The 19019-nt window shown below is 73.1% G+C and carries 18 protein-coding genes and 5 tRNA genes; 9 read left to right on the forward strand and 14 right to left on the reverse strand.

Going from position 1 to position 19019, the window contains the following annotated elements; translation table 11 throughout:
- Positions 1-103: 103 nt before the first annotated feature.
- Both B0675_RS33680 and B0675_RS33685 read left to right on the forward strand, forming a co-directional pair.
- Positions 104-517: an SsgA family sporulation/cell division regulator gene (locus B0675_RS33680; RefSeq protein WP_003959770.1), complete on the forward strand. Its 414-nt coding sequence runs from the start codon at positions 104-106 to the stop codon at positions 515-517.
- 221 nt (positions 518-738) lie between these two features.
- The gene (locus B0675_RS33685; RefSeq protein WP_081223388.1) at positions 739-1296 is read left to right on the forward strand and encodes a CGNR zinc finger domain-containing protein; all 558 of its coding nucleotides are present in this window, start codon (positions 739-741) and stop codon (positions 1294-1296) included.
- 116 nt (positions 1297-1412) lie between these two features.
- Here the strand turns inward: B0675_RS33685 and B0675_RS41605 are convergent, their stop codons facing one another.
- Together B0675_RS41605 and B0675_RS33695 are read right to left on the reverse strand one after the other, a co-directional pair.
- Positions 1413-1565, reverse strand: a complete 153-nt coding sequence (locus B0675_RS41605) for a hypothetical protein (protein ID WP_179165490.1) — start codon at positions 1563-1565, stop codon at positions 1413-1415.
- 248 nt (positions 1566-1813) lie between these two features.
- On the reverse strand, positions 1814-2275 hold the full coding sequence (locus B0675_RS33695; RefSeq protein ID WP_081223390.1) for a hypothetical protein: 462 nt from the start codon (positions 2273-2275) through the stop codon (positions 1814-1816).
- Positions 2276-2444: 169 nt separating this feature from the next.
- Between B0675_RS33695 and B0675_RS33700 the strand changes: the two genes are divergently transcribed.
- Entirely contained in the window at positions 2445-2975 is a 531-nt protein-coding gene (locus tag B0675_RS33700; protein WP_081223391.1) for a DsbA family protein, read from the forward strand.
- 96 nt (positions 2976-3071) lie between these two features.
- Here the strand turns inward: B0675_RS33700 and B0675_RS33705 are convergent, their stop codons facing one another.
- The 3 genes from B0675_RS33705 to B0675_RS33715 all read right to left on the reverse strand — a co-directional run bounded on the left by B0675_RS33705 (position 3072) and on the right by B0675_RS33715 (position 5929).
- Positions 3072-3896: a GNAT family N-acetyltransferase gene (locus B0675_RS33705; protein ID WP_081223392.1), complete on the reverse strand. Its 825-nt coding sequence runs from the start codon at positions 3894-3896 to the stop codon at positions 3072-3074.
- Between the two features lie 81 nt (positions 3897-3977).
- Positions 3978-4799: an aminodeoxychorismate lyase gene (locus tag B0675_RS33710; RefSeq protein ID WP_081223393.1), complete on the reverse strand. Its 822-nt coding sequence runs from the start codon at positions 4797-4799 to the stop codon at positions 3978-3980.
- A gap of 83 nt (positions 4800-4882) precedes the next feature.
- Complete coding sequence (locus tag B0675_RS33715) at positions 4883-5929, reverse strand: chorismate-binding protein (RefSeq protein WP_081223394.1); 1047 nt, start codon at positions 5927-5929, stop codon at positions 4883-4885.
- Between the two features lie 156 nt (positions 5930-6085).
- Between B0675_RS33715 and B0675_RS33720 the strand changes: the two genes are divergently transcribed.
- From B0675_RS33720 to B0675_RS33740, 5 genes are all read left to right on the forward strand, one after another.
- Positions 6086-6158, forward strand: a tRNA-Gly gene (locus B0675_RS33720).
- A gap of 39 nt (positions 6159-6197) precedes the next feature.
- Positions 6198-6271, forward strand: a tRNA-Cys gene (locus B0675_RS33725).
- Between the two features lies 1 nt (position 6272).
- A tRNA-Val gene (locus B0675_RS33730) sits at positions 6273-6344 on the forward strand.
- A gap of 19 nt (positions 6345-6363) precedes the next feature.
- A tRNA-Val gene (locus B0675_RS33735) sits at positions 6364-6435 on the forward strand.
- A gap of 41 nt (positions 6436-6476) precedes the next feature.
- Positions 6477-6551: transfer RNA gene (locus tag B0675_RS33740), tRNA-Val, on the forward strand.
- Positions 6552-6668: 117 nt separating this feature from the next.
- On the opposite strand, the gene B0675_RS33745 is transcribed toward B0675_RS33740, so the two are convergent.
- From B0675_RS33745 to B0675_RS33760, 4 genes are all read right to left on the reverse strand, one after another.
- A complete protein-coding gene (locus B0675_RS33745; RefSeq protein ID WP_081223395.1) occupies positions 6669-6971 on the reverse strand; it encodes a zf-TFIIB domain-containing protein in 303 nt (100 codons plus the stop codon).
- Positions 6972-7045: 74 nt separating this feature from the next.
- Complete coding sequence (locus B0675_RS33750; protein ID WP_081223396.1) at positions 7046-7987, reverse strand: aminoglycoside phosphotransferase family protein; 942 nt, start codon at positions 7985-7987, stop codon at positions 7046-7048.
- 253 nt (positions 7988-8240) lie between these two features.
- Positions 8241-8450, reverse strand: coding sequence for a hypothetical protein (locus tag B0675_RS33755; protein ID WP_081223397.1), 210 nt, complete (start codon positions 8448-8450; stop codon positions 8241-8243).
- Between the two features lie 241 nt (positions 8451-8691).
- Positions 8692-8925: a hypothetical protein gene (locus tag B0675_RS33760; RefSeq protein WP_081223398.1), complete on the reverse strand. Its 234-nt coding sequence runs from the start codon at positions 8923-8925 to the stop codon at positions 8692-8694.
- A 196-nt stretch (positions 8926-9121) separates the two neighbouring features.
- On the opposite strand from B0675_RS33760, the gene B0675_RS33765 reads away from it, so the two are divergent.
- Positions 9122-10438, forward strand: a complete 1317-nt coding sequence (locus B0675_RS33765) for a serine/threonine-protein kinase (protein ID WP_081223399.1) — start codon at positions 9122-9124, stop codon at positions 10436-10438.
- A 36-nt stretch (positions 10439-10474) separates the two neighbouring features.
- Here the strand turns inward: B0675_RS33765 and B0675_RS33770 are convergent, their stop codons facing one another.
- From B0675_RS33770 to B0675_RS33790, 5 genes are all read right to left on the reverse strand, one after another.
- Positions 10475-11293 carry an RNA methyltransferase gene (locus B0675_RS33770; RefSeq protein ID WP_081223400.1) on the reverse strand — a complete coding sequence of 273 codons (819 nt, stop codon included), beginning with the start codon at positions 11291-11293 and terminating at the stop codon, positions 10475-10477.
- 63 nt (positions 11294-11356) lie between these two features.
- Positions 11357-12589, reverse strand: a complete 1233-nt coding sequence (cobA, locus tag B0675_RS33775; RefSeq protein WP_081223401.1) for a uroporphyrinogen-III C-methyltransferase — start codon at positions 12587-12589, stop codon at positions 11357-11359.
- A gap of 155 nt (positions 12590-12744) precedes the next feature.
- Positions 12745-16482 carry a nicotinate-nucleotide--dimethylbenzimidazole phosphoribosyltransferase gene (cobT, locus tag B0675_RS33780; protein ID WP_081223402.1) on the reverse strand — a complete coding sequence of 1246 codons (3738 nt, stop codon included), beginning with the start codon at positions 16480-16482 and terminating at the stop codon, positions 12745-12747.
- Between the two features lie 345 nt (positions 16483-16827).
- Positions 16828-18039 (reverse strand): precorrin-6y C5,15-methyltransferase (decarboxylating) subunit CbiE, encoded by a 1212-nt coding sequence (gene cbiE, locus B0675_RS33785; RefSeq protein WP_081223403.1) that lies wholly within the window; start codon positions 18037-18039, stop codon positions 16828-16830.
- A 172-nt stretch (positions 18040-18211) separates the two neighbouring features.
- Positions 18212-18850, reverse strand: a complete 639-nt coding sequence (locus B0675_RS33790) for a GNAT family N-acetyltransferase (protein ID WP_081223404.1) — start codon at positions 18848-18850, stop codon at positions 18212-18214.
- Positions 18851-19019 lie beyond the last annotated feature (169 nt).

Below are 19019 nucleotides of genomic sequence, written 5' to 3' on the forward strand. Positions count from 1 at the left end.
CGCAAAACCCTCAGAGGGGTTTACAACGCCACCGTAGGTGGCATGTCGATTTCGCCGACGTGCGAATCCCCGAGCGCACACTGAGCGAAAGGCCCTGGCGCTTATGAACACCACGGTCAGCTGCGAGCTGCACCTGCGCCTCGTTGTGTCGAGCGAGTCCTCACTGCCTGTACCCGCAGGACTGCGGTATGACACGGCCGATCCCTACGCCGTGCACGCCACCTTCCACACCGGAGCCGAGGAAACCGTCGAGTGGGTGTTCGCCCGCGACCTCCTCGCCGAGGGCCTGCACCGGCCCACCGGTACCGGCGACGTCCGAGTCTGGCCGTCCCGGAGCCACGGCCAGGGCGTCGTATGCATCGCCCTGAGCTCCCCGGAGGGTGAAGCCCTGCTCGAAGCCCCCGCGAGGGCCCTGGAATCCTTCCTGAAGCGAACGGACGCAGCCGTGCCCCCGGGTACGGAACACCGGCACTTCGACCTCGACACGGAGCTCTCACACATCCTGGCCGAGAGCTGACGCGTCTCCACAGAGCCGCCCGGCGCCGTCCACTCGGGGAGACGGCTCGGGCCTAGACAACCGCATAGGGATGACACCGGCGCCGGCGTCGCGGAAAGTCCGCGGCGGCGGCGCCGGTGCGTTCCCGGGGCCCCACGCCCGCCTCCGTCCGGCCGGGAAGCACTACGATCGGCCAGCATCGGACGGGCGCCCTCGCCCGGCCACAGGCCAGGGAGCGAATCGTGCTGATCACCCACGACACCCGGTGCTCACTCGACACCGTGGTGGATCTGGTGAACACCGCGCCGGAGGACGAGACGACCGACGGGCTCGTGGACGTCGCCGCCCTCGCGGATTTCGTACGAAAGCACGAGATCAGCGATGTCGGGGTGCTGTCGGCGGACGATCTCGCCGCCGTGCACCGGATCCGTGGCCGGTTCGCCGCGATCTTCGCCTCCGACGATCCCCGGACGTCGGCCTCCCTCATCAACGAGCTGATCGCCACCGCCGGCACCACGCCCCGGCTGACGGACCACGACGGCTACGACTGGCATGTCCACTACTTCGCGCCGGGGGCCTCGGTCGCGGACCACCTCGCGGCCGACTGCGGGATGGCGCTGGCCTTCTTCGTGGTCGCCGGGGAGCAGGAGCGGCTGCGCCGCTGCGAGGCGCCGGACTGCCGGCGGGCTTTCGTGGATCTCTCCCGCAACCGGTCGCGCCGCTACTGCGACAGCCGGACCTGCGGGAACCGGCTCCACGTCGCCGCGTACCGGGCACGCCGCAAGGAAGCCGCGGGCTGAACGGCGGAATGCCGCGAAACCATGGACACGGACACGGGTACGACGGCCGGTCATCCTCTCGGGGAACCGGACCGACGGAGCCCTCGGCGGGTGACGCCAGGGGCTCCGTGTACAGCTCAGAGCAGCAGCAGGTCGTGCAGCGAAGCCATGAGTAGCAGGCAGCCGATCACTGTCAGGAAGATCATCAGTGGCGGCTGGGAGAGCGCGAAGAGACAACCTCGCCGCTCCTTGGGCGGGGCGGCGGTGTCGCTCGGTGTTGTGTCCAGCATCTCGCGGGCGATGATGACGCAGGCAGCACCCTCTGCGCGATCAACACGCACGGAATATACGGGAGTTCGCTGGATCATGTGACGGGCGTGCCCGAACCTGAACGGTTCCGTACGTTCCGTGCGCCCCGCGTGCGATCTTGTGGCAGGTCGGCCCCCGGAAGCCGCACCGCTCCGCTGCGGGGATTCTCGGCTCGGAGAGATCACAGGCCCGGCTGCCCGGACGGGCGGCCGCGCCCGTTTCCGCGCTCTCAGATGCCGTGCTTCTTCAGGATCGCCTCGATGTCGCTGAAGTCGTCGCCGGAGCCCTCGGACCGCCGCGGCTGTGCGGCGGGCCGGTCCGCGGGCCGGGCCGCCGGCCGGGAGGCCTGGCCCAGGGACGGGGCCGACGCCGCCGGGGCGACCGCGTCGCGCTCCGCGGCCGCCTTCGCCGCCTTGCGCTCCTTGCGCGTCCCACCACCGCGCCGCTCCACGGCCCGGGTGATCATGAACAGGACCCAGGCGCCGCCGAGCACCACGAAGCCGGCCCACGCTGTCGGGCTGAACGCGGTGTCGGCCAGCCACCCGACCACACCGGTCATGACCAGGCCGATCGGCACCAGGGAGTACGCGGCGATCCGGGCCGCCGACAGGAAACGCTTGCGGTAGGCCGTGACCGCGGCGATGCCGAGGCCTGCGACGGAGACGGCTGAACAGACGGTCTCTGCAATCATCCGGTCCTCCAGGCAGGGCTCGGTCGAACGGGCGGTTCGTCCCTTCCATCCTGCACCGTCACCCACCCCGGGGGCCACGCCCCGGGCCAACCTCAGGGACATCTCGGGGATGCCCTCCTCCCCAGGTCCCGGTTGGTCCGCCCCCTTCCGGGACTGGGAGACTGGACCCATGAACGACTCCCCCGCCTCCTCCACCCAGCGTCCGGCCCCCGTCGTCCTGGACGTGTGGTGCGAGCTGCAGTGCGCCGACTGCCGTGACGCCCTCGCCGATCTGCGCGCCCTGCGCGCCCGCTACGGCGACCGTCTGGAGCTGCGGCTGCGGCACTTCCCGCTGGAGAAGCACAAGTACGCGTTCGCCGCGGCGCAGGCCGCCGAGGAGGCCGCCGAGCAGGGCAGCGCGTGGCCGTACGTGGAGGCCGTGCTCGACCGCGTGGCGGAGCTGGACCGTGAGGGCGAACCCCTCCTGATCGAGATCGCGGGGGAACTCGGCCTGGACGCCGAGGAGTTCGACACGGCCCTGATCGACGGCCGGCACATCCTGATCGTCGACGCGGACCAGGCCGAGGGCAAGGCGATCGGCGTCACCGGGACACCGACGTACGTCGTCGACGGTCAGCGCCTGGACGGCGGCAAGAGCCAGGACGGGCTGCTCGAGCGCATCCAGGAGATCACCGACCGGCTGCTCGCCGAACAGGCCTGACGCCGCACCGGACCACCCGACGGGCCTACGCCGAGGGCGACTTGGCGTACCGGCCGACGGTCCGACAGCTCTCGTGGCCGACCGCCGCCCCGTCGGCTAGAGCAGGTCCTTGTAGAGATGGGCCTCGGTCACCGCGTAGCCGAGGGACTCGTAGAGCCGCTCGGCGGGGAGGTTGCCCGCGAAGACGTTGAGCGCGAGGCGGCGGAATCCGGCGGCCGCCGCCTGAGCCTCCGCGAGGAGCATGAGCGTACGGCCGTGGCCGTGACCGCGGTGCGCCTCACGGACCGCGACGTCGTACACGAAGGCGCGGTCGCCCCGGTGGCCCAGCCACAGTTCGCCCACCGGGACGCCCTCGTGCTCCAGGACGGTCAGCCGCGCGCCGTCGGTGTCCGGCCCCTGCGGCAACGCCCGGCCGAAGTCCCGGTCGGCCTTGGTGCGCGCCTCGCTCTCGGGCAGGCCCCGTTTCACCCAGTCCGCCGCGTACTCCTGTCGGCCGGTCCGGTCCCAGACCTCGTACTCGGCGCGGTTCATGGGCCGTTCGGCGCTGCCCGGCGGCAGAGCGGGCACCGCGCCGTCCAGGGCCTTCTCCATGGCACGGTTGCGGAGGACGTAACCGAGTGCCCGGGTCAGCCCGAGCGCCCGGGGCGCGTCGCCGGGGACGGTCACCTCGATCTGCCGGCAGCCCCAGCCGCGCGCCACCTCCTCGGCGGCCAGCGCGGCCACGGTGCCCCGGCCGCGGCCCCGGTCGGGCTCCTCGATCCGGAGGGCATGGATCTTGGCGAAGGCCGGCCCGAGTTCGGGACTCGTCGCGAGGTGCACCGCACCGACCGGGCGGCTGTTCACGCACACCTGGTAGCGGCGTGAACGCGTCCCGTCGTCGGCGAGCTGAAGCGGCTCGGTCGGCCGCAGGGTGGTGGTCATCAGAGGAGTTGTACCCCCTGCGGCGGGCGAGGTCAGCCGAATTACCCCACGATCAGCGGTGGAACGGCCACCGCGGACCCGTCAGGGATCCAGGTCGTCGCCGGCGCGCTCGTCGAAGACCCGCATCGCCTTGGCGGTCACCGGGCCCGGTGCGCCCGGCAGTTCACGCCCGTCGACCCGGTGCACGGCCTGCACGTCGCGCAGCGTGGACGTGAGGAAGACCTCGTCGGCACGCTCCAGCACGTCCAGCGGCAGGTCGGTCTCCCGGGCGCCGGTCCATTCGACGGCGAGGGCGCGCGTGATGCCGGCGAGGCAGCCGGAGGAGACGGGCGGGGTGTGGATCTCACCGTCGAGCACGACGAAGACGTTCGACCCGGTGCCCTCGCAGAGTTGGCCCACCGTGTTCGCGAACAGCGCCTCGGACGCGCCGTGTTCACGCGCGCGGGCCAAAGCGACGACGTTCTCCGCGTACGAGGTGGTCTTGAGGCCGGTCAGGGCGCCGCGTTCGTTGCGGGTCCAGGGGACGGTGACGACGGCGGTCGCGTCGGGCCGCCGGTCGGAGGCGCCGAGGGCGACGACGAGGGTCGGTCCCTGATCGCCGCGGTCGGAGCCGAGCGGGCCGTGACCGCCGGTGTAGGTGATGCGCAGGCGGCCGAGCGGCATCGGATTGGCGTCGATGACGGCGGCGCAGGCGCGGCGCACCTCGTCGGCGTCGGGTTCGGGCAGCCCGAGACCACGCGCCGAGCGGGCCAGCCGGTCGAGGTGGCGGGTCAGCGCGAACGGCCTGCCGTCGACGGCCTTCACGGTCTCGAAGATGCCGTCACCCACGGTCAGTCCGTGATCGAAGACGGAGACGCGGGCGGTGTCGATGTCCTGGAGCCCGCCGTCGAGCCAAAGCTTCACTGTTACCTCGCATGAGAGTGCCGGACACGTCGTCCGGCATGGCGTCGTCGCCCCGGTGGTGTGTGCGGTGCCCCGGACCCGGCTCAGGGGGTGGGAGTCCCGTCACCCGCCTCGTACTCTCCCGACGCTACCGCGAGCAGCCGGGAGGCCTTCAGTTCGGTCTCCCGCCACTCCCCCTCGGGGTCGGAACCCCAGGTGATGCCGGCTCCCGTGCCGAAGCGCAGGACGGCGTCGGCGCGGTCGATCCAGAAGGTACGGATGCCCACGGCCAGCTCGCCGGTGCCGCGGTCGGCGTCGACCCAGCCGATGCCGCCGCAGTACGGGCCGCGCGGCGCGGTCTCCAGGGTGTCGATGATCCGCAGGGCGCTGGACTTCGGCGCCCCGGTGACGGAGCCGGGCGGGAAGGCGGCGCCGAGGAGTTCCGGCCAGCCCGCGTCCGCGCGCAGTTCGCCGTGGACGGAGGACACGAGGTGGACGAGTCCCGGGTGCTTCTCGACGACGCACAGGTCCGGCACGGTCACGCTGCCGGGGACGCAGACCTGGCCGATGTCGTTGCGGACGAGGTCCACGATCATGACGTTCTCGGCGTAGTCCTTCTCCAGGAGGTCGGCCTCGGTGCGTCCGGTGCCCTTGATCGGCCCCGACTCCACCACGCGGCCCGCGCGGCGCAGGAAGAGTTCCGGCGAGGCCGTGGCTATCTCGACGCCGTGGGCGGGCAGCCGGATCGTTCCGGCGTACGGGGCCGGGTTGCCGCGGGCCAGCAGGGCGGTCAGCGCGTCCACGTCCGCGTCGGGCGGGACGGGCGCGGACAGGACCCGGCAGAGGTTCGCCTGATAGACCTCGCCGGCGGCGATGTGCTCGCGGATCCGGCGTACGCCCGCGGTGTACGCGGCGCGGTCGAGGGACGACGTCCAGTCACCGGCCGCGGGTCCGTGCCATCGGCCGGGCACCGGCGCGGGCACCGGTTCCGGGCGTACGTCGCGGAAGCGGGCGCAGGTCAGACGCCCCTCGAAGTCGGCCGCGACGGCCCAGAAGCCGGCCGAGTCCAGGGCGGCGGGATCACTGGTGACGTCGAGGAGACCGGTCGCGACGAGACCGCCGAAGCGGGCGAGAGGTGGGAGGTCGAGCACGCAGCCGAGTCTAGAGCGGGTGTCCTGCGGGTGCCCTGACCATGTCCTCGGGCGGACAGAACGCAGCACGCTGCACAAACGCGTTTTTGTGCTGGCCCGGGAATCCGCTAGAGTTCAACTCGTCGCCGGGCCGCGCAAGCGGAACGGAAACGACAAGCGGACGTAGCTCAGTTGGTAGAGCGCAACCTTGCCAAGGTTGAGGTCGCCAGTTCGAACCTGGTCGTCCGCTCGCAGGAAGTGGGGGATCTTCCCGAACCCCCGCACTCCTGGTGGAGTGGCCGAGAGGCGAGGCAACGGCCTGCAAAGCCGTCTACACGGGTTCAAATCCCGTCTCCACCTCCAAGGACGATTAGCTCAGCGGGAGAGCGCTTCCCTGACACGGAAGAGGTCACTGGTTCAATCCCAGTATCGTCCACTGGTCCGCAAGGATCCCCGCGCGATTAGCTCAGCGGGAGAGCGCTTCCCTGACACGGAAGAGGTCACTGGTTCAATCCCAGTATCGCGCACGCAGGAACAGCAGCAAGCGTGGCTTCTGGCCGCGTGACCTGCGCGATTAGCTCAGCGGGAGAGCGCTTCCCTGACACGGAAGAGGTCACTGGTTCAATCCCAGTATCGCGCACCACCCGAAGCCCCCGGCCGTCTCGTACGGTCGGGGGCTTCGTCGTGCCCCGGTGAGCGCGTGGCCGGGCGCGGACGGCGAAGGGGGCCCCTCCGGAACGGAGGGGCCCCCTTCGGTCGTTCAGGACGAGAAGAGCATGTGGCCGAAGCTCTTGTGGCGGTGGTGGCCGCCGTGCCCGCCGTAGTGACCACCGCCGTGGCCGCCGTGCTGCGGGGCTCCCCACGCGGGCGCGGGAGCGGACGGGTACGCCTGCGGGGCGCCCTGGGGCGGCGGCGCGGGCTGCGACCACTGCGACTCCACGCGCGTCAGCGCCTCCAGCTCGCCGTAGTCGAGAAATATCCCGCGGCAGCCGCTGCACTGCTCGATCTGGACGCCATTGCGGTTGTACGTGTGCATCGGCGCATGGCATTTCGGACACTGCATGCTCGGCTCAACTCCTCGCCGGTCGGTACTGCTTCCGCCAGGACAGACACTGCCCTGCTTCGGTCGGTTGCACCCTACGTCGCGAAACCTTGACCCAACTCGGGTGATTCGCCACTCATTCGGTCACAGGCGTCGACCACGGCCTGCTGCACCTCGTCCAACGGCCGGTCCGCCGCTGCGGACTTGGCGACGGCCAGAGCCGCCGTCTGCACGGTGAGGGCGCGGGCGGCGACGTCCAGGGCGGGCCAGGGATCGCCCTCGGCGGGGACGGCCGGGCCGCCGGCGTCCTGGTACGCGGTCAGGAAGCGGAGCCACGCGTCGGGCGGGAGCAGCCCGCAGGCGTACCAGGCGGCCGGTCGGGCCAGGTCCCAGGCGGGGTCACCGGCACCGAGATCGTCGACGTCGATGAGGAGCCAGGGGCCGTCCGGCACGGGATGGCGGACGAGCTGTCCGAGGTGCAGGTCGCCGTGGCAGAGCGCCCTGGCGTCCATCGGTGCCTGCGCCCGGGCCCAGTCCGGCAGGCCGGCCCAGGCCCGCAGCACGGCGGCGGCGCCCGGGTGCGGGCCGGCCGCGCGCAGCCGCCCGATCGCCCGGGCGGCCTTGAGCGGCCCCCGCATGGGCGGCAGACCGACGGGGACGGGCGCCCGGTGCAGCCGGGCCAGCAGGGTCGCGGCCGCCTCCCAGGGGGCCGCGTCGGGGGTGTCGGGGTCCACGGGGCTGCCGTAGGGCCAGAGGGTCACCTGGCGGCCGAGGAGGGCGGCGGGGGCGCGGTCCAGGGGAGGCAGGAGAACGCCGGGGAGGTCCGCGGCCACGGACAGGCGGCGGGCGAGGGCCGCGGGGTCGGTGTCCGGGGCGTGGGCCTTGGCGACGGTGTCGCCGTGCCGGACCACGGTGCCGTCGTCCCGGTCCGCGAGCAGCGCGTCCTCGGTGGCGCAGGAACAGTCCGTGTCCGCCGCGGGGTGGACCGCGTGGCGGGCGCTGGCGGTGAGCGCGGGCAGCAGGGTGTCTGCGGTCACGGGTCCCCCTGGGGTGGTTCGACGTCTGCCGGTGAGCGTACGCAGGCGGGGAACGGGCCCGGGGCCCGGCTCTCGCCTCGCGGCACCCTGCCCGGAGATGCCGGGCGTCACGCCTGCGGCGGGAATGAGGAATGCCCGCGCAGCTCCCCAGCTGCGCGGGCATTCCTCGTGCCGTCCGCCGCACCCCCGTCCCCACGGGGTTTCATGGCCGGATGTCCCCGCCCGGACCGCTCTTCCGGGCCTGGGGCGCCGCTCAGCGCCCCAGCATCACGCCCACGGACGACGCCTGTGTGACCACTGCGTCCCAGCCGCCGAAGACGACCACGAGCAGGGCCGCCAGAGGAAGGACCATCGCTGTCGCCACCAAGGGGTGGCGCTGCCCCTGACGGCGGGTGCCGAACGCCGCGCTGTACGCCCTGCGTCCCTGCGTGCGGAGCGCTGTCCGCGGTGCCGTCTGGGCCATGGTCCCTCTCCTGACCGAGCTTCTGTTGTGGTTGGCAGCGGCGGGTGCTTGACCTCGGGGGACGAGTGCTGCACCCGCCGCTTGACCTCAAATCTAGGTGCGCGGCGAGGGCGGGTCGTCATGCCCTCGTACCGATTGCCGGGCCTCCCGGAGGATGAGCGATGACCTGCGGACTACTCCCCTGGGTGGAGACGGGGACCTGGGTCTCAGGGTCTTCCCGGAGAGGGTGTCCGATGTGCCCCTACTGTTCCGAGCTGTCCTCGCGGGGGACCGGCTGCTCGACGAGCGCCAGCACCCGGGTCGCCATGAAGCGGGCGGTCCGCACCACTGATCCGCTTCGGGTGACTTCGCTCACTTCCACCACCCCTCGGCGCACCGCCGTCTCCACCCGGCGACCCGCCCTGCTCGCCACCACCTCGTACGTACGCGTCGTGTCCCCTGCGTCCACGACTATCTCCACGCGGTCACCCTTCACGGGCTCAATCCCCCTTCTGCGACGGGTGGTTGGGATCACGAGCTCCCCAAAGAGGTCCTGGGCGCACGCTCCCTGACCACCTTTCAAGTTTCCCACCCGGCACTGACAATCGATCGGAACGAGAGGGCGCGGCCTCTGCGCGCACCCGGCCGCGGAAACGTAAGCTGTGGCTCGTCAAACGGACCGGGCAGCGGGGATGGACATGGCGATGATGCGCCTGAGGCGCGAGGACCCGCGTGTCGTCGGCTCGTTCAGGCTTCACCGACGGCTCGGCGCGGGCGGGATGGGCGTTGTCTACCTGGGCTCCGACCGGCGTGGACAGCGGGTCGCCCTGAAGGTGATCCGGCCCGATCTGGCGGAGGATCAGGAGTTCCGCTCCCGGTTCGCCCGCGAGGTCTCGGCCGCCCGGCGGATCAGGGGCGGCTGCACGGCGCGGCTCGTCGCCGCCGACCTGGAGGCCGACCGGCCCTGGTTCGCCACCCAGTACGTGCCCGGCCCCTCCCTGCACGACAAGGTCGCGGAGGAGGGGCCCCTGTCGGCCGCCGACGTGGCCGCCGTCGGCGCCGCCCTCTCCGAGGGTCTGGTCGCGGTGCACGAGGCGGGGGTGGTCCACCGTGATCTGAAGCCCTCGAACATTCTGCTGTCCCCGAAGGGCCCGCGGATCATCGACTTCGGCATCGCCTGGGCGACCGGTGCCAGCACGCTCACCCACGTCGGCACGGCCGTCGGCTCACCCGGCTTCCTGGCGCCCGAGCAGGTGCGCGGCGCGGCCGTCACGCCGGCCACGGACGTCTTCGCGCTCGGGGCCACCCTGGCGTACGCCGCGACCCAGGACTCGCCCTTCGGACAGGGCAGTTCCGAGGTCATGCTCTACCGCGTGGTCCACGAGGAGCCCCAGTTGCAGGGTGTGCCGGACGCGCTCGCGCCGCTCGTCCGCGCCTGCCTGGCGAAGGACCCCGAGGAGCGGCCCAGCACGCTCCAACTGTCGCTGCGGCTCAAGGAGATCGCCGCACGCGAGGCACAGGGCATGCCGGACGTACGTCCGCCCGCGCCGCGCAACGACCCGGACCGCCCCTCGGGCCGGCTGGCCGAGCAGTACGCCGAGCAGCGCACCCAGCGACGACCGCAGGGCACTCCCCCGCCGCGCACCGGCGGCACGAGCGGTGGATCGCGCTCGGGGACGCGCCCCGCTCCGGCCCGCAACACCGGGCGTTCCGGCAGCAGGCCGGCGCCCCGCAGTGGCGCCGGACGGCCGGGCCCGCGGACGACCGGCACGGGCCGGCGGCCCGCCAATCCGCGGCTGCTGCGTCAGCGGCTCTTCGTCTTCGTCGTGGTGACGCTGCTGGTCGCGCTGGGGATCGCGGTCGCCCAGGGGTGCCAGGGTCCGGCCCGGGGGCTGGACGGCGGGGACCGGCGCAGGGAGGTGGGCCGGGAGCAGCCGTCGGCCACGCCGCCGCCCGGGGACGACCTGATGGCCGACCCGTACCGCGGCGACACGCGCCTGGACGACTGAGCGCGCGGGCGGCCGGTGGCCGTCCGCGCGGGCTCGTCAGCTCTCGGGGCGGCCCGTGGCCACGGCGTAGAAGGCGACCGCCGCCGCCGCGCCCACGTTCAGGGAGTCGACGCCGTGGGCCATGGGGATGCGGACCCACTCGTCGGCCGCCATCAGGGCCCGGGTGGACAGACCTCCGCCCTCGGCACCGAGCATCAGCGCGACCCGGTCCATGCGGTGCGGGGCCGCCTCGTCGAGGGACCTGGCCTTCTCGTCCGGGGTGAGGGCGAGCAGGTTGAATCCGGCGTCGCGGACCGAGTCCAGGCTCCTCGGCCAGGCGTCCAGCCGGGCGTACGGGACGGAGAAGACGGCGCCCATCGAGACCTTCACGGAGCGACGGTAGAGCGGGTCGGCGCAGTCAGGTGAGAGCAGGACCGCGTCCATGCCGAGCGCCGCGGCGGAGCGGAAGATGGCGCCGATGTTGGTGTGGTCGTTGACCGACTCCATGACGACCACCCGGCGCGCGGTGCGCAGGAGTTCGTCGGACGTCGGGAGCGGTTTGCGCTGCATCGAGGCGAGGGCTCCGCGGTGCACGTGGTAGCCGGTGACCTGCTCGGCGAGCTCCGGGCTGACCGCGTAGACGGGCGCGGGGAGTTCGTCGATGACGTCGCGCATGACGTCGACCCACTTGGCCGACAGGAGCATGGAGCGCATCTCGTACCCGGCGTCCTTGGCACGTCTGATGACCTTTTCGCCCTCGGCGATGAACAGGCCCTCCGCGGGTTCGCGCTTGCGGCGCAGTTCCACGTCGGTCAGGCCCGTGTAGTCGCTCAGACGGGGGTCGTCGGGGTTGTCGACGGTGATGAGATCGGCCACAGGGTGATACTGCCTTGTCCTGGGTGTGGTGCCAACGGCTGGGAACGGGTTGGTTACCCGTGGTTACTTCAGGGTTCCGGGGCCGGCGTTCACGACCTCGCCGATGACGATGACCGCGGGCGGGCGGACGTCCTCGGCGCGGACGGTCTCGGCGACGGTGGCCAGGGTCGCGTCGACGCGGCGCTGTGCGGCGGTCGTGCCCTCCTGGACGAGTGCGACGGGGGTGTCGGCCGGCTTGCCGTGCGCGACGAGGGTGTCGGCGATCCTGCCGATCTTGTCGACGCCCATGAGGACGACGAGGGTGCCGCGGAGCCGCGCGAGGGCGGGCCAGTCGACGAGGGAGCGCTCGTCGTCGGGGGCGACATGGCCGCTGACCACGGTGAACTCGTGTGCGACACCCCGGTGGGTGACGGGGATGCCCGCCGCGCCCGGGACCGAGATCGAGCTGGAGATGCCGGGGACGATCGTGCAGGGGATGCCCGCTTCGGCGAGGGCCTGGGCCTCCTCCATGCCGCGGCCGAAGACGAACGGGTCGCCGCCCTTCAGCCGGACCACGGACCTGCCCTGCTTCGCGTGCTCGATGAGCGCGTTGTTGATGGCCTCCTGGGCCATGTACCGGCCGTACGGGATCTTCGCCGCGTCGATCACCTCGACGTGCGGCGGGAGTTCGGCGAGCAGGTCGCGGGGGCCGAGCCGGTCGGCGATGACCACGTCGGCCTCGGCGAGCAGGCGGCGGCCGCGGACCGTGATGAGGTCGGGGTCGCCGGGTCCGCCGCCGACCAGGGCGACGCCGGCGGTGCGGGTGCGGTGGTGCGGCGCGACGAGGGTGCCGTCGCGCAGTCCCTCGACCACGGCGTCACGGATCGCGGCGGTGTGGCGGGGGTCGCGGCCCTTGGCGTTCGTGGTGAGAACGGCGACGGTCACGCCCTCGCTGTGCCCGGTGGCCGGCGTCCAGGCGGTCGCCCGGTCGGCGTCGTCCGCGCGGACGCACCAGACGCGGTGGCGTTCCGCCTCGGCGGACGCGGCGGTGTTGGCGTCCTCGTCGGTCGTGGCGATCAGCGCGTACCAGGCGTCGGCGAGGTCGCCCTCCTGGTACGGGCGCCGGGTCCAGGTGATCTCGCCGGCGTCGGCCATCGCCTCGACCGACGGGGTCGCCCCCGGGGACACGAGGTGGACGTCCGCGCCTGCCGCGATGAGCGCCGGGAGCCGTCGCTGGGCCACCTGGCCGCCGCCGAGGACGACGACGCGACGTCCGGTCAGGCGGAGGCCCACGGGGTAGGCGGGGTGTTCGGCCATGGAGGTGCGGCTCCTCGTACGGGCAGGCGGTGCGGGCGGGCGCGCTGCGACATCGGAGCTGCCCTGACGTGGGGATCTTAGGTGCGCGTCCAGCGTACGGCGGAGCCGGGTGGGGGGCGCGGAACGCCTGCCCACCCGGTCCGCCGGCGGCGGACCTACTTCTCGGTCACCCCGGCCGAGTCGAACGTCGCCACCTCGTGCATGGCGCGGGCCGCGCTCTGCACGACGGGGAGGGCCAGCAGGGCGCCGGTTCCCTCGCCGAGGCGCAGGTCGAGGTCGATCAGCGGGCGCAGGCCCAGCTTGTTCAGGGCGGCCACGTGACCGGGCTCGGCGCTGCGGTGGCCCGCGATGCAGGCGGCCAGGACCTCGGGGGCGATCGCGCGGGCCACCAGGGCGGCGGCGCCGGCGCTGACGCCGTCCAGGATCACCGGCGTGCGCAGGGACGCGCCGCCGAGGAGGAGGCCCACCATGGCGGCGTGTTCGAGTCCGCCGACGGCCGCGAGGACGCTGATGGGGTCCGCGGGGTCCGGCTGGTGGAGTTCGACGGCACGACGGACGACCTCGGTCTTGCGGGCCAGGGTCTCGTCGTTGATCCCGGTGCCGCGTCCCGTGACCTCGGAGGGGTCGGCGCCGGTGTAGACGGCGATCAGGGCGGCCGACGCCGTGGTGTTGGCGATGCCCATCTCACCGGTGAGCAGCGCCTTGTTGCCGGCGGCCACCAGGTCGCGGGCCGTCTCGATGCCCACCTCCAGCGCCGCCACGACCTCCTCGCGGGTCATGGCGGGACCCGTCGTCATGTCGGCGGTGCCCGCGCGGACCTTGCGCGGCAGCAGTCCCGGAGTGGCCGGCAGGTCGGAGGCGACGCCCACGTCGATGACGCAGACCTCGGCGCCCACCTGGTTGGCGAAGGCGTTGCAGACCGCTCCGCCGCCCAGGAAGTTGGCCACCATCTGACCGGTGACCTCCTGCGGCCAGGGGGTGACGCCCTGGGCGTGCACCCCGTGGTCGCCGGCGAAGATCGCGACGGCGGCCGGCTCGGGGATCGGCGGCGGGCACATCCGCGACAGGCCCGACAGCTGCGCGGAGATGATCTCCAGCATGCCGAGGGCGCCCGCGGGCTTGGTCATCCGCTTCTGGCGTTCCCACGCCTCGCCGAGCGCCTTGGCGTCCAGGGGGCGGATGTTGGAGACGGTCTCGGCGAGCAGGTCGTGCGGCTCCTCGCCGGGCAGCGCGCGTCGGCCGTACGTCTCCTCGTGCACGACCCAGGACAGCGGGCGGCGCTTGGACCAGCCGGCCTGCATCAGCTCGGGCTCGTCGGGGAACTCGTCGACGTACCCGACGCACAGGTAGGCGACGACCTCCAGGTGGTCGGGGAGTCCGAGGGCGCGGACCATCTCGCGCTCGTCGAAGAAGCTGACCCAGCCGACGCCGAGGCCCTCGGCGCGGGCCGCGAGCCACAGGTTCTCGACCGCGAGGGCGGAAGAGTACGGGGCCATCTGCGGCTGGGTGTGCCGGCCCAGGGTGTGCCGGCCGCCGCGGGTCGGGTCGGCGGTCACGACGATGTTCACCGGGGTGTCGAGGATGGCCTCGATCTTCAGTTCCTTGAACTGCTTGGCGCGGCCCTTGGGCAGCGACTTGGCGTAGGCCTCGCGCTGGCGCTGGGCGAGTTCGTGCATGCTGCGCCGGGTGTCGGCGGAGCGGATGACGACGAAGTCCCAGGGCTGGGAGTGGCCGACCGACGGCGCGGTGTGCGCGGCCTCCAGGACCCGCAGCAGCACGTCGTGCGGGATCGGGTCGCTGCGGAAGCCGTTGCGGATGTCGCGGCGCTCGCGCATCACGCGCAGCACCGCCTCGCGCTCGGCGTCGTCGTAGCCGGGGGCAGCGGGGCCGCTGGACTCTCGTACGTCTTCCACTGCGGCCGTGCTCTCCTCCTGGTCGGCGACCCGGGTGTCCAGGTCGTCCGCGAGCTGTGCGGCGACGGGTTCCGGCTCCACGTCGAGCGGGCCGGGTTCGGCGGTCGTCCCGGGCGCGGCCTCGGCCTCGCGCGGCGCGGGAACGGCCGCCTGGGCGAGGGGATCGGCGTCCACGGTCTCGCCGGCCGGCTCCTGCGCGGGCACGGGCGCCGCGACGAACTCGGGCTCCTGGACCGGCTGCTCCTCCTCCGCGGGAAGCGGCGGCACGACCATGGCGTGCGGCGGGGTGGGAGCCAGGTGCGGTGTGGTCGGGACCTGGCCCTCCACCGGCACGAACTGGCCGAAGGAGTGGTCCTCCGAGGGCTCCGGGGCGGCTCCGGCGAAACCGGGGGCGGCCGACAGGTCCTGGTGGTGCTGCTCGCCGTGCGGGTGGCCCTGCGCCGGGTGGGAGGCGGCGTGCGCCGCCACGCCGACCGGGACGCCGTGCGGGGCGGGCGGCGCGGCGTCCTCGGCGAAGGCGATGCCGTCGGGTGCGAAGGCTCCGTCCACGGGGAGGGCGGCGCCGTTCGAGATGAAGGAGGCGTCGGCGAACGCGACCGGCTCCGTGAACTGCTGCGCCCGGAAGTCGTCGAGACCGTCGACGGGACGGCCGTGGGAGCCGTCGGTGTGCGCGGTGAGGGCGGACAGCGCGGACTCGGAGGCGTCGAAGGTGTGCTGGGCGGGGGGCTGTTCGACGTCCGCGAGGGGCGTCTCTTCCGCGAACGGGGCGGCCGGGTCCGGCAGATGGCCGTTCTCTTCGGCGAACGGGGCGGGCTGTGCCTCGTACACGTCCTGCTCGCCGGTCTCCTGGGGGGCCTGCTCGGCTACGGGCTCCTCGACCGGCGCCGGATACGGCTCGGCGACGACGGCTTCGGCGTCCCCCTGCGCGGGGGCGTCCGTCGCGTACAGGGCGGGAGCGGTGTCCGTGGGCGCCGGCTGCTCGGCCGCCTGGACGTCGTCCGGAGCGCCGAGGGTCAGCGGGGTGTCCGGGAACTGCGGGGCGTCGGAGACCTGCGGGGCCGACGGGACGTCCACCGCGGGCGCCGCCTCGGGTGCGGGGCCTTCCACCTCGGCCTGGGCCTGGGCGACGTCCAGGGAATCGACGTGCTGCGGGCCGACGTCCTGGGGCTCGGCGTCCTGGAGGTCGAGGGCCGCTTCCGCGGCCTGGGGCTCGGGTGCCTGTGCGGGCTCCGGTTCCTGGCCGTGGTCGAAGGGGGCGGCGGGGAACTCCGGCTGCTGCCCGGCGCCCGCGTCGTCGTGCGCCTCGGCGTCGGGAGCGGTTCCGGGAATCCCGGTGTCGGGGATCACGGTCTCGGGGATCGCGGCCGGCTCCGGGACGACCGTTTCTGCAGCCGGGGCCTCGGGGACCGGCTGCGGTGCGCCCCAGGGCACGGCGCCCTGCGGCGAGGTGTCCCCCGCCGGCGGAACGTCGAGGTACTCGGGTCCCACGGTCGGCGGGCCCGCGTGCCGCATCGGGGTGACCGGCGCGGCCAGGGAACCGGGCCGGGAGCCCGCGGGCCCGCGGTCGGCCAGCGAGCGCACGGGGCTGGAGGAGCCGTCGGGCGTGGGCGGGCCGAGGTGCAGCGGGCGCCGCGGCGGCACGGGCTGCGGCGCGGGGACCTGGCCGACCGCGCGGACGGCGCCCAGATCGACCGAGCCGGTGTCGCGTCCGGCCGTCTCGTGCGGGCCCGGCTCGTGCGGACCGGGCTCGTGCGGGCCCGGCTCGGGGGCGAAGGGCATCGGGGCCGGCGGCGGCACCTCGTTGCCCCAGGCGCCCTGGGCACCGGGGGCGCCCGGCAGCAGAAGCAGGTCGTCGTCCTCGGCGGAGCTCACGGAGGGGTCGAGGTAGGTGTACGCGCCCGGCGCGGCGACGCCCGGCTGCTCCACCATGCCTGCGCTCTCCGGCATTCCCTCGCCCGGGACCTGGCCGGTGTCGGTCATGCGTACCCCTCGCCCATCGGTTAGTGCTTCCAAGTCCAGCTCGCCCGGAACGGCGCACCGACCGCCCCGTAGTCAAGAACGAGCGTGCGTGCCCAGCGGCACGAACGACCGGCCAACAAAGACGACAAAGCCATTAACTGGCATTGTCCCGGTCGTCCCGCCCTCGCGGCGGCATGATCCGCGAGCGCCCGCTGTGGACTGCGCCACGTTGCGCGTCCTCCGGTTCTGCCGTACCACACACGCCTCAAAACGGGCGGGTTTTCCGGACATTGGCCTACGAAAGGCCGACCCCACGGGAGCGGTACAACGATCGGCCAGCCTACCGCGCGCAGTACGACAACAGGATCACGGGGCGCGATCCGGCAGACGGCCGCTGAGCAGGAACGCGACGCTCCGCTCCTTCTCCGTCCAGGCCTTCGTGTCGAGTTCGACGGACTGGATGAGGGCGCACTCGACGTCGTAACCGTGTTCGGTCAGGTCGCGGCCGATCAGTTCGGCGGCGTCACGGGTGGACGCGTGCGCGACGATGCGCTGGGGACGGCGGTCGGCGACGGCGGAGACGACCGCCGCTCCCCCGCCGCCGATGCGGACGACGTCCGGTTCGGGCAGGTCTTCGAGGATGTGCGGGGCGGTTCCGTGCACGACCTGCATCTGGACGCCGAAGCGCCGGGCCGCGTGCTCGGTGCGGGCGCAGGAGCCCGGGCTGCGGTCGACCGCTATGACGGCGGCACCGGTGCGGGCGGCCTCGGTGGCGAACGCCCCGCTGCCGCAGCCGATGTCCCAGACGAGGTCGCCGACGCGCGGCCCCAGGCGGGCGAGTTGGGCGGCTCGCAGCAGATCCGTCTCGCCCTCGCCGAGCGCTCCGCCGTACGCCTCGGCGGGCAGCGCCCAGCCGCGCGGTCCGGCGCCGGGCTCCCTGCCCGCGATCCAGCCGCCCCCTTCGGCGGTGGCCACGAATCCGCCGATGACGATCACGACGTTGGGGTCGCGCCAGGTGTGGTCGGCCGCCTTGTCCGAGGTCAGCATCGTGACCTGTTCGGCGGAGGTGCCGAGTTCCTCGCAGATGACGAAGGTGCGGTGCACGCCGTCCAGCAACAACCCCAGTTCGGCGGGGCCGGCGCCGGGCGAGGTGAGGACGGCGACCTTGGTGTGGGCACGGCACACGTTCACCGCGCGGCGCAGCGTACGGCCGTGGGCGACGACCACCTGCGCGTCGTCCCAGGGCATCCCCGCGCGGGCGAAGGCGGCGGCCACCGCGGAGACGGCGGGGACGACCTCGACCTCCAGGCCGAACTCGGGAGCGCGCAGGGTGCGCACGACTCCGAAGAACCCGGGGTCCCCGTCGGCGAAGACGACGGCGGTGCCGCGGTGGCCGGCGATGCGGCGGGCGGCGAGCCCGACGCTGCCGAGGCGGATGCGTTCGGCGCGCTCGGGCACCTCGGGGAGCGCGAGATGGTGGGCCGCGCCCGCCACCAGAGTGGCGGCGCCGAGAGCGGAGCGCGCCGCGGCGGTCAGGGGCGAACCGTCCCAGCCGATCACCGTGACCCGGTCGGCCATCGTCGTCAGTCTCCAGAAGGTCGTCGCGGGTCCTCAGGTACTGCCCGAGCGGGCTCCGTGAGGGTACCTGGTGGGCCCGGGCGGTGCCCTGCCGGTCCGGACGGCGCGACGCGCGGGCTCCGGTGCGCCGGCGCTTCCGGCGCGTGGACCGCCCTCCCTCTGCCCGCCCCGCTCAGTTCCAGTCGTTGTACGAGGTGTAGCCGCCGGCGTCGGCGCGGTGCTCGCCGACGTCCTCCAGGTCCTCGGGGAGCAGGCTCCACACGATGAAGTCGGTGCGCAGGTCGGCCCAGGTGCCGTCCTCGGTCCGGGTACGCGCTATGCAGGCGTTGCGCAGCACGCCCTCGCTGATGCAGCCGATCTTCTGGGCGACCTGCTGGGAGGCGGTGTTGTCGGCGGCCGTACGCAATTCGAGCCGTTCGAACTTCTGGTCCCCGAAGAGCCATCGGGCGGTCGCGAGCGCCGCCTCGGAGGCGTAGCCCTCACCGCGCGCCCAGGGGGCGATGATGTAGGAGAGCTCGGTGGAGCGCACGCGCCAGTTCGTCTTGCCGAGCTGGATGACGCCGACCAGGCGCTGGGTGAGGAACTCGGTGACGGCGAGGTCGAGTCCACGCCCCTCGGCGCGTTCCGTGGGCGCGTAGTCGGTGATCCAGTGGCGGGCGCCGTCCTCGGAGAACGGCTGCGGGATCGACGTCCAGGCCGCCACCATCTCGTCGTTCATCATCTCGGCCAGCGGAGCGACGTCGTCCTCGTCGAGCGCACGCAGGACCAACCGCTCCGTGCTGATGGAGATGTCGGGGAAGGTGCTCGTCATGCGACGCTCCGTAACCGTCGGGGACTTCGGACCTGATGTACCGCCAGGTTCGCTGAACTGCCCAGCATGCAGCATGAAACCACCGAACCGCACAACGGGGTCCACTCCCGGTAATGGAGTGGACCCCGTGCGGTGACCGGCGGGGCCGTGCGGCCCCTCGGTCGGTGAA

Origin of the sequence: Streptomyces sp. M41(2017), assembly GCF_002078175.1 — a bacterium.
Lineage (GTDB): Bacteria > Actinomycetota > Actinomycetes > Streptomycetales > Streptomycetaceae > Streptomyces.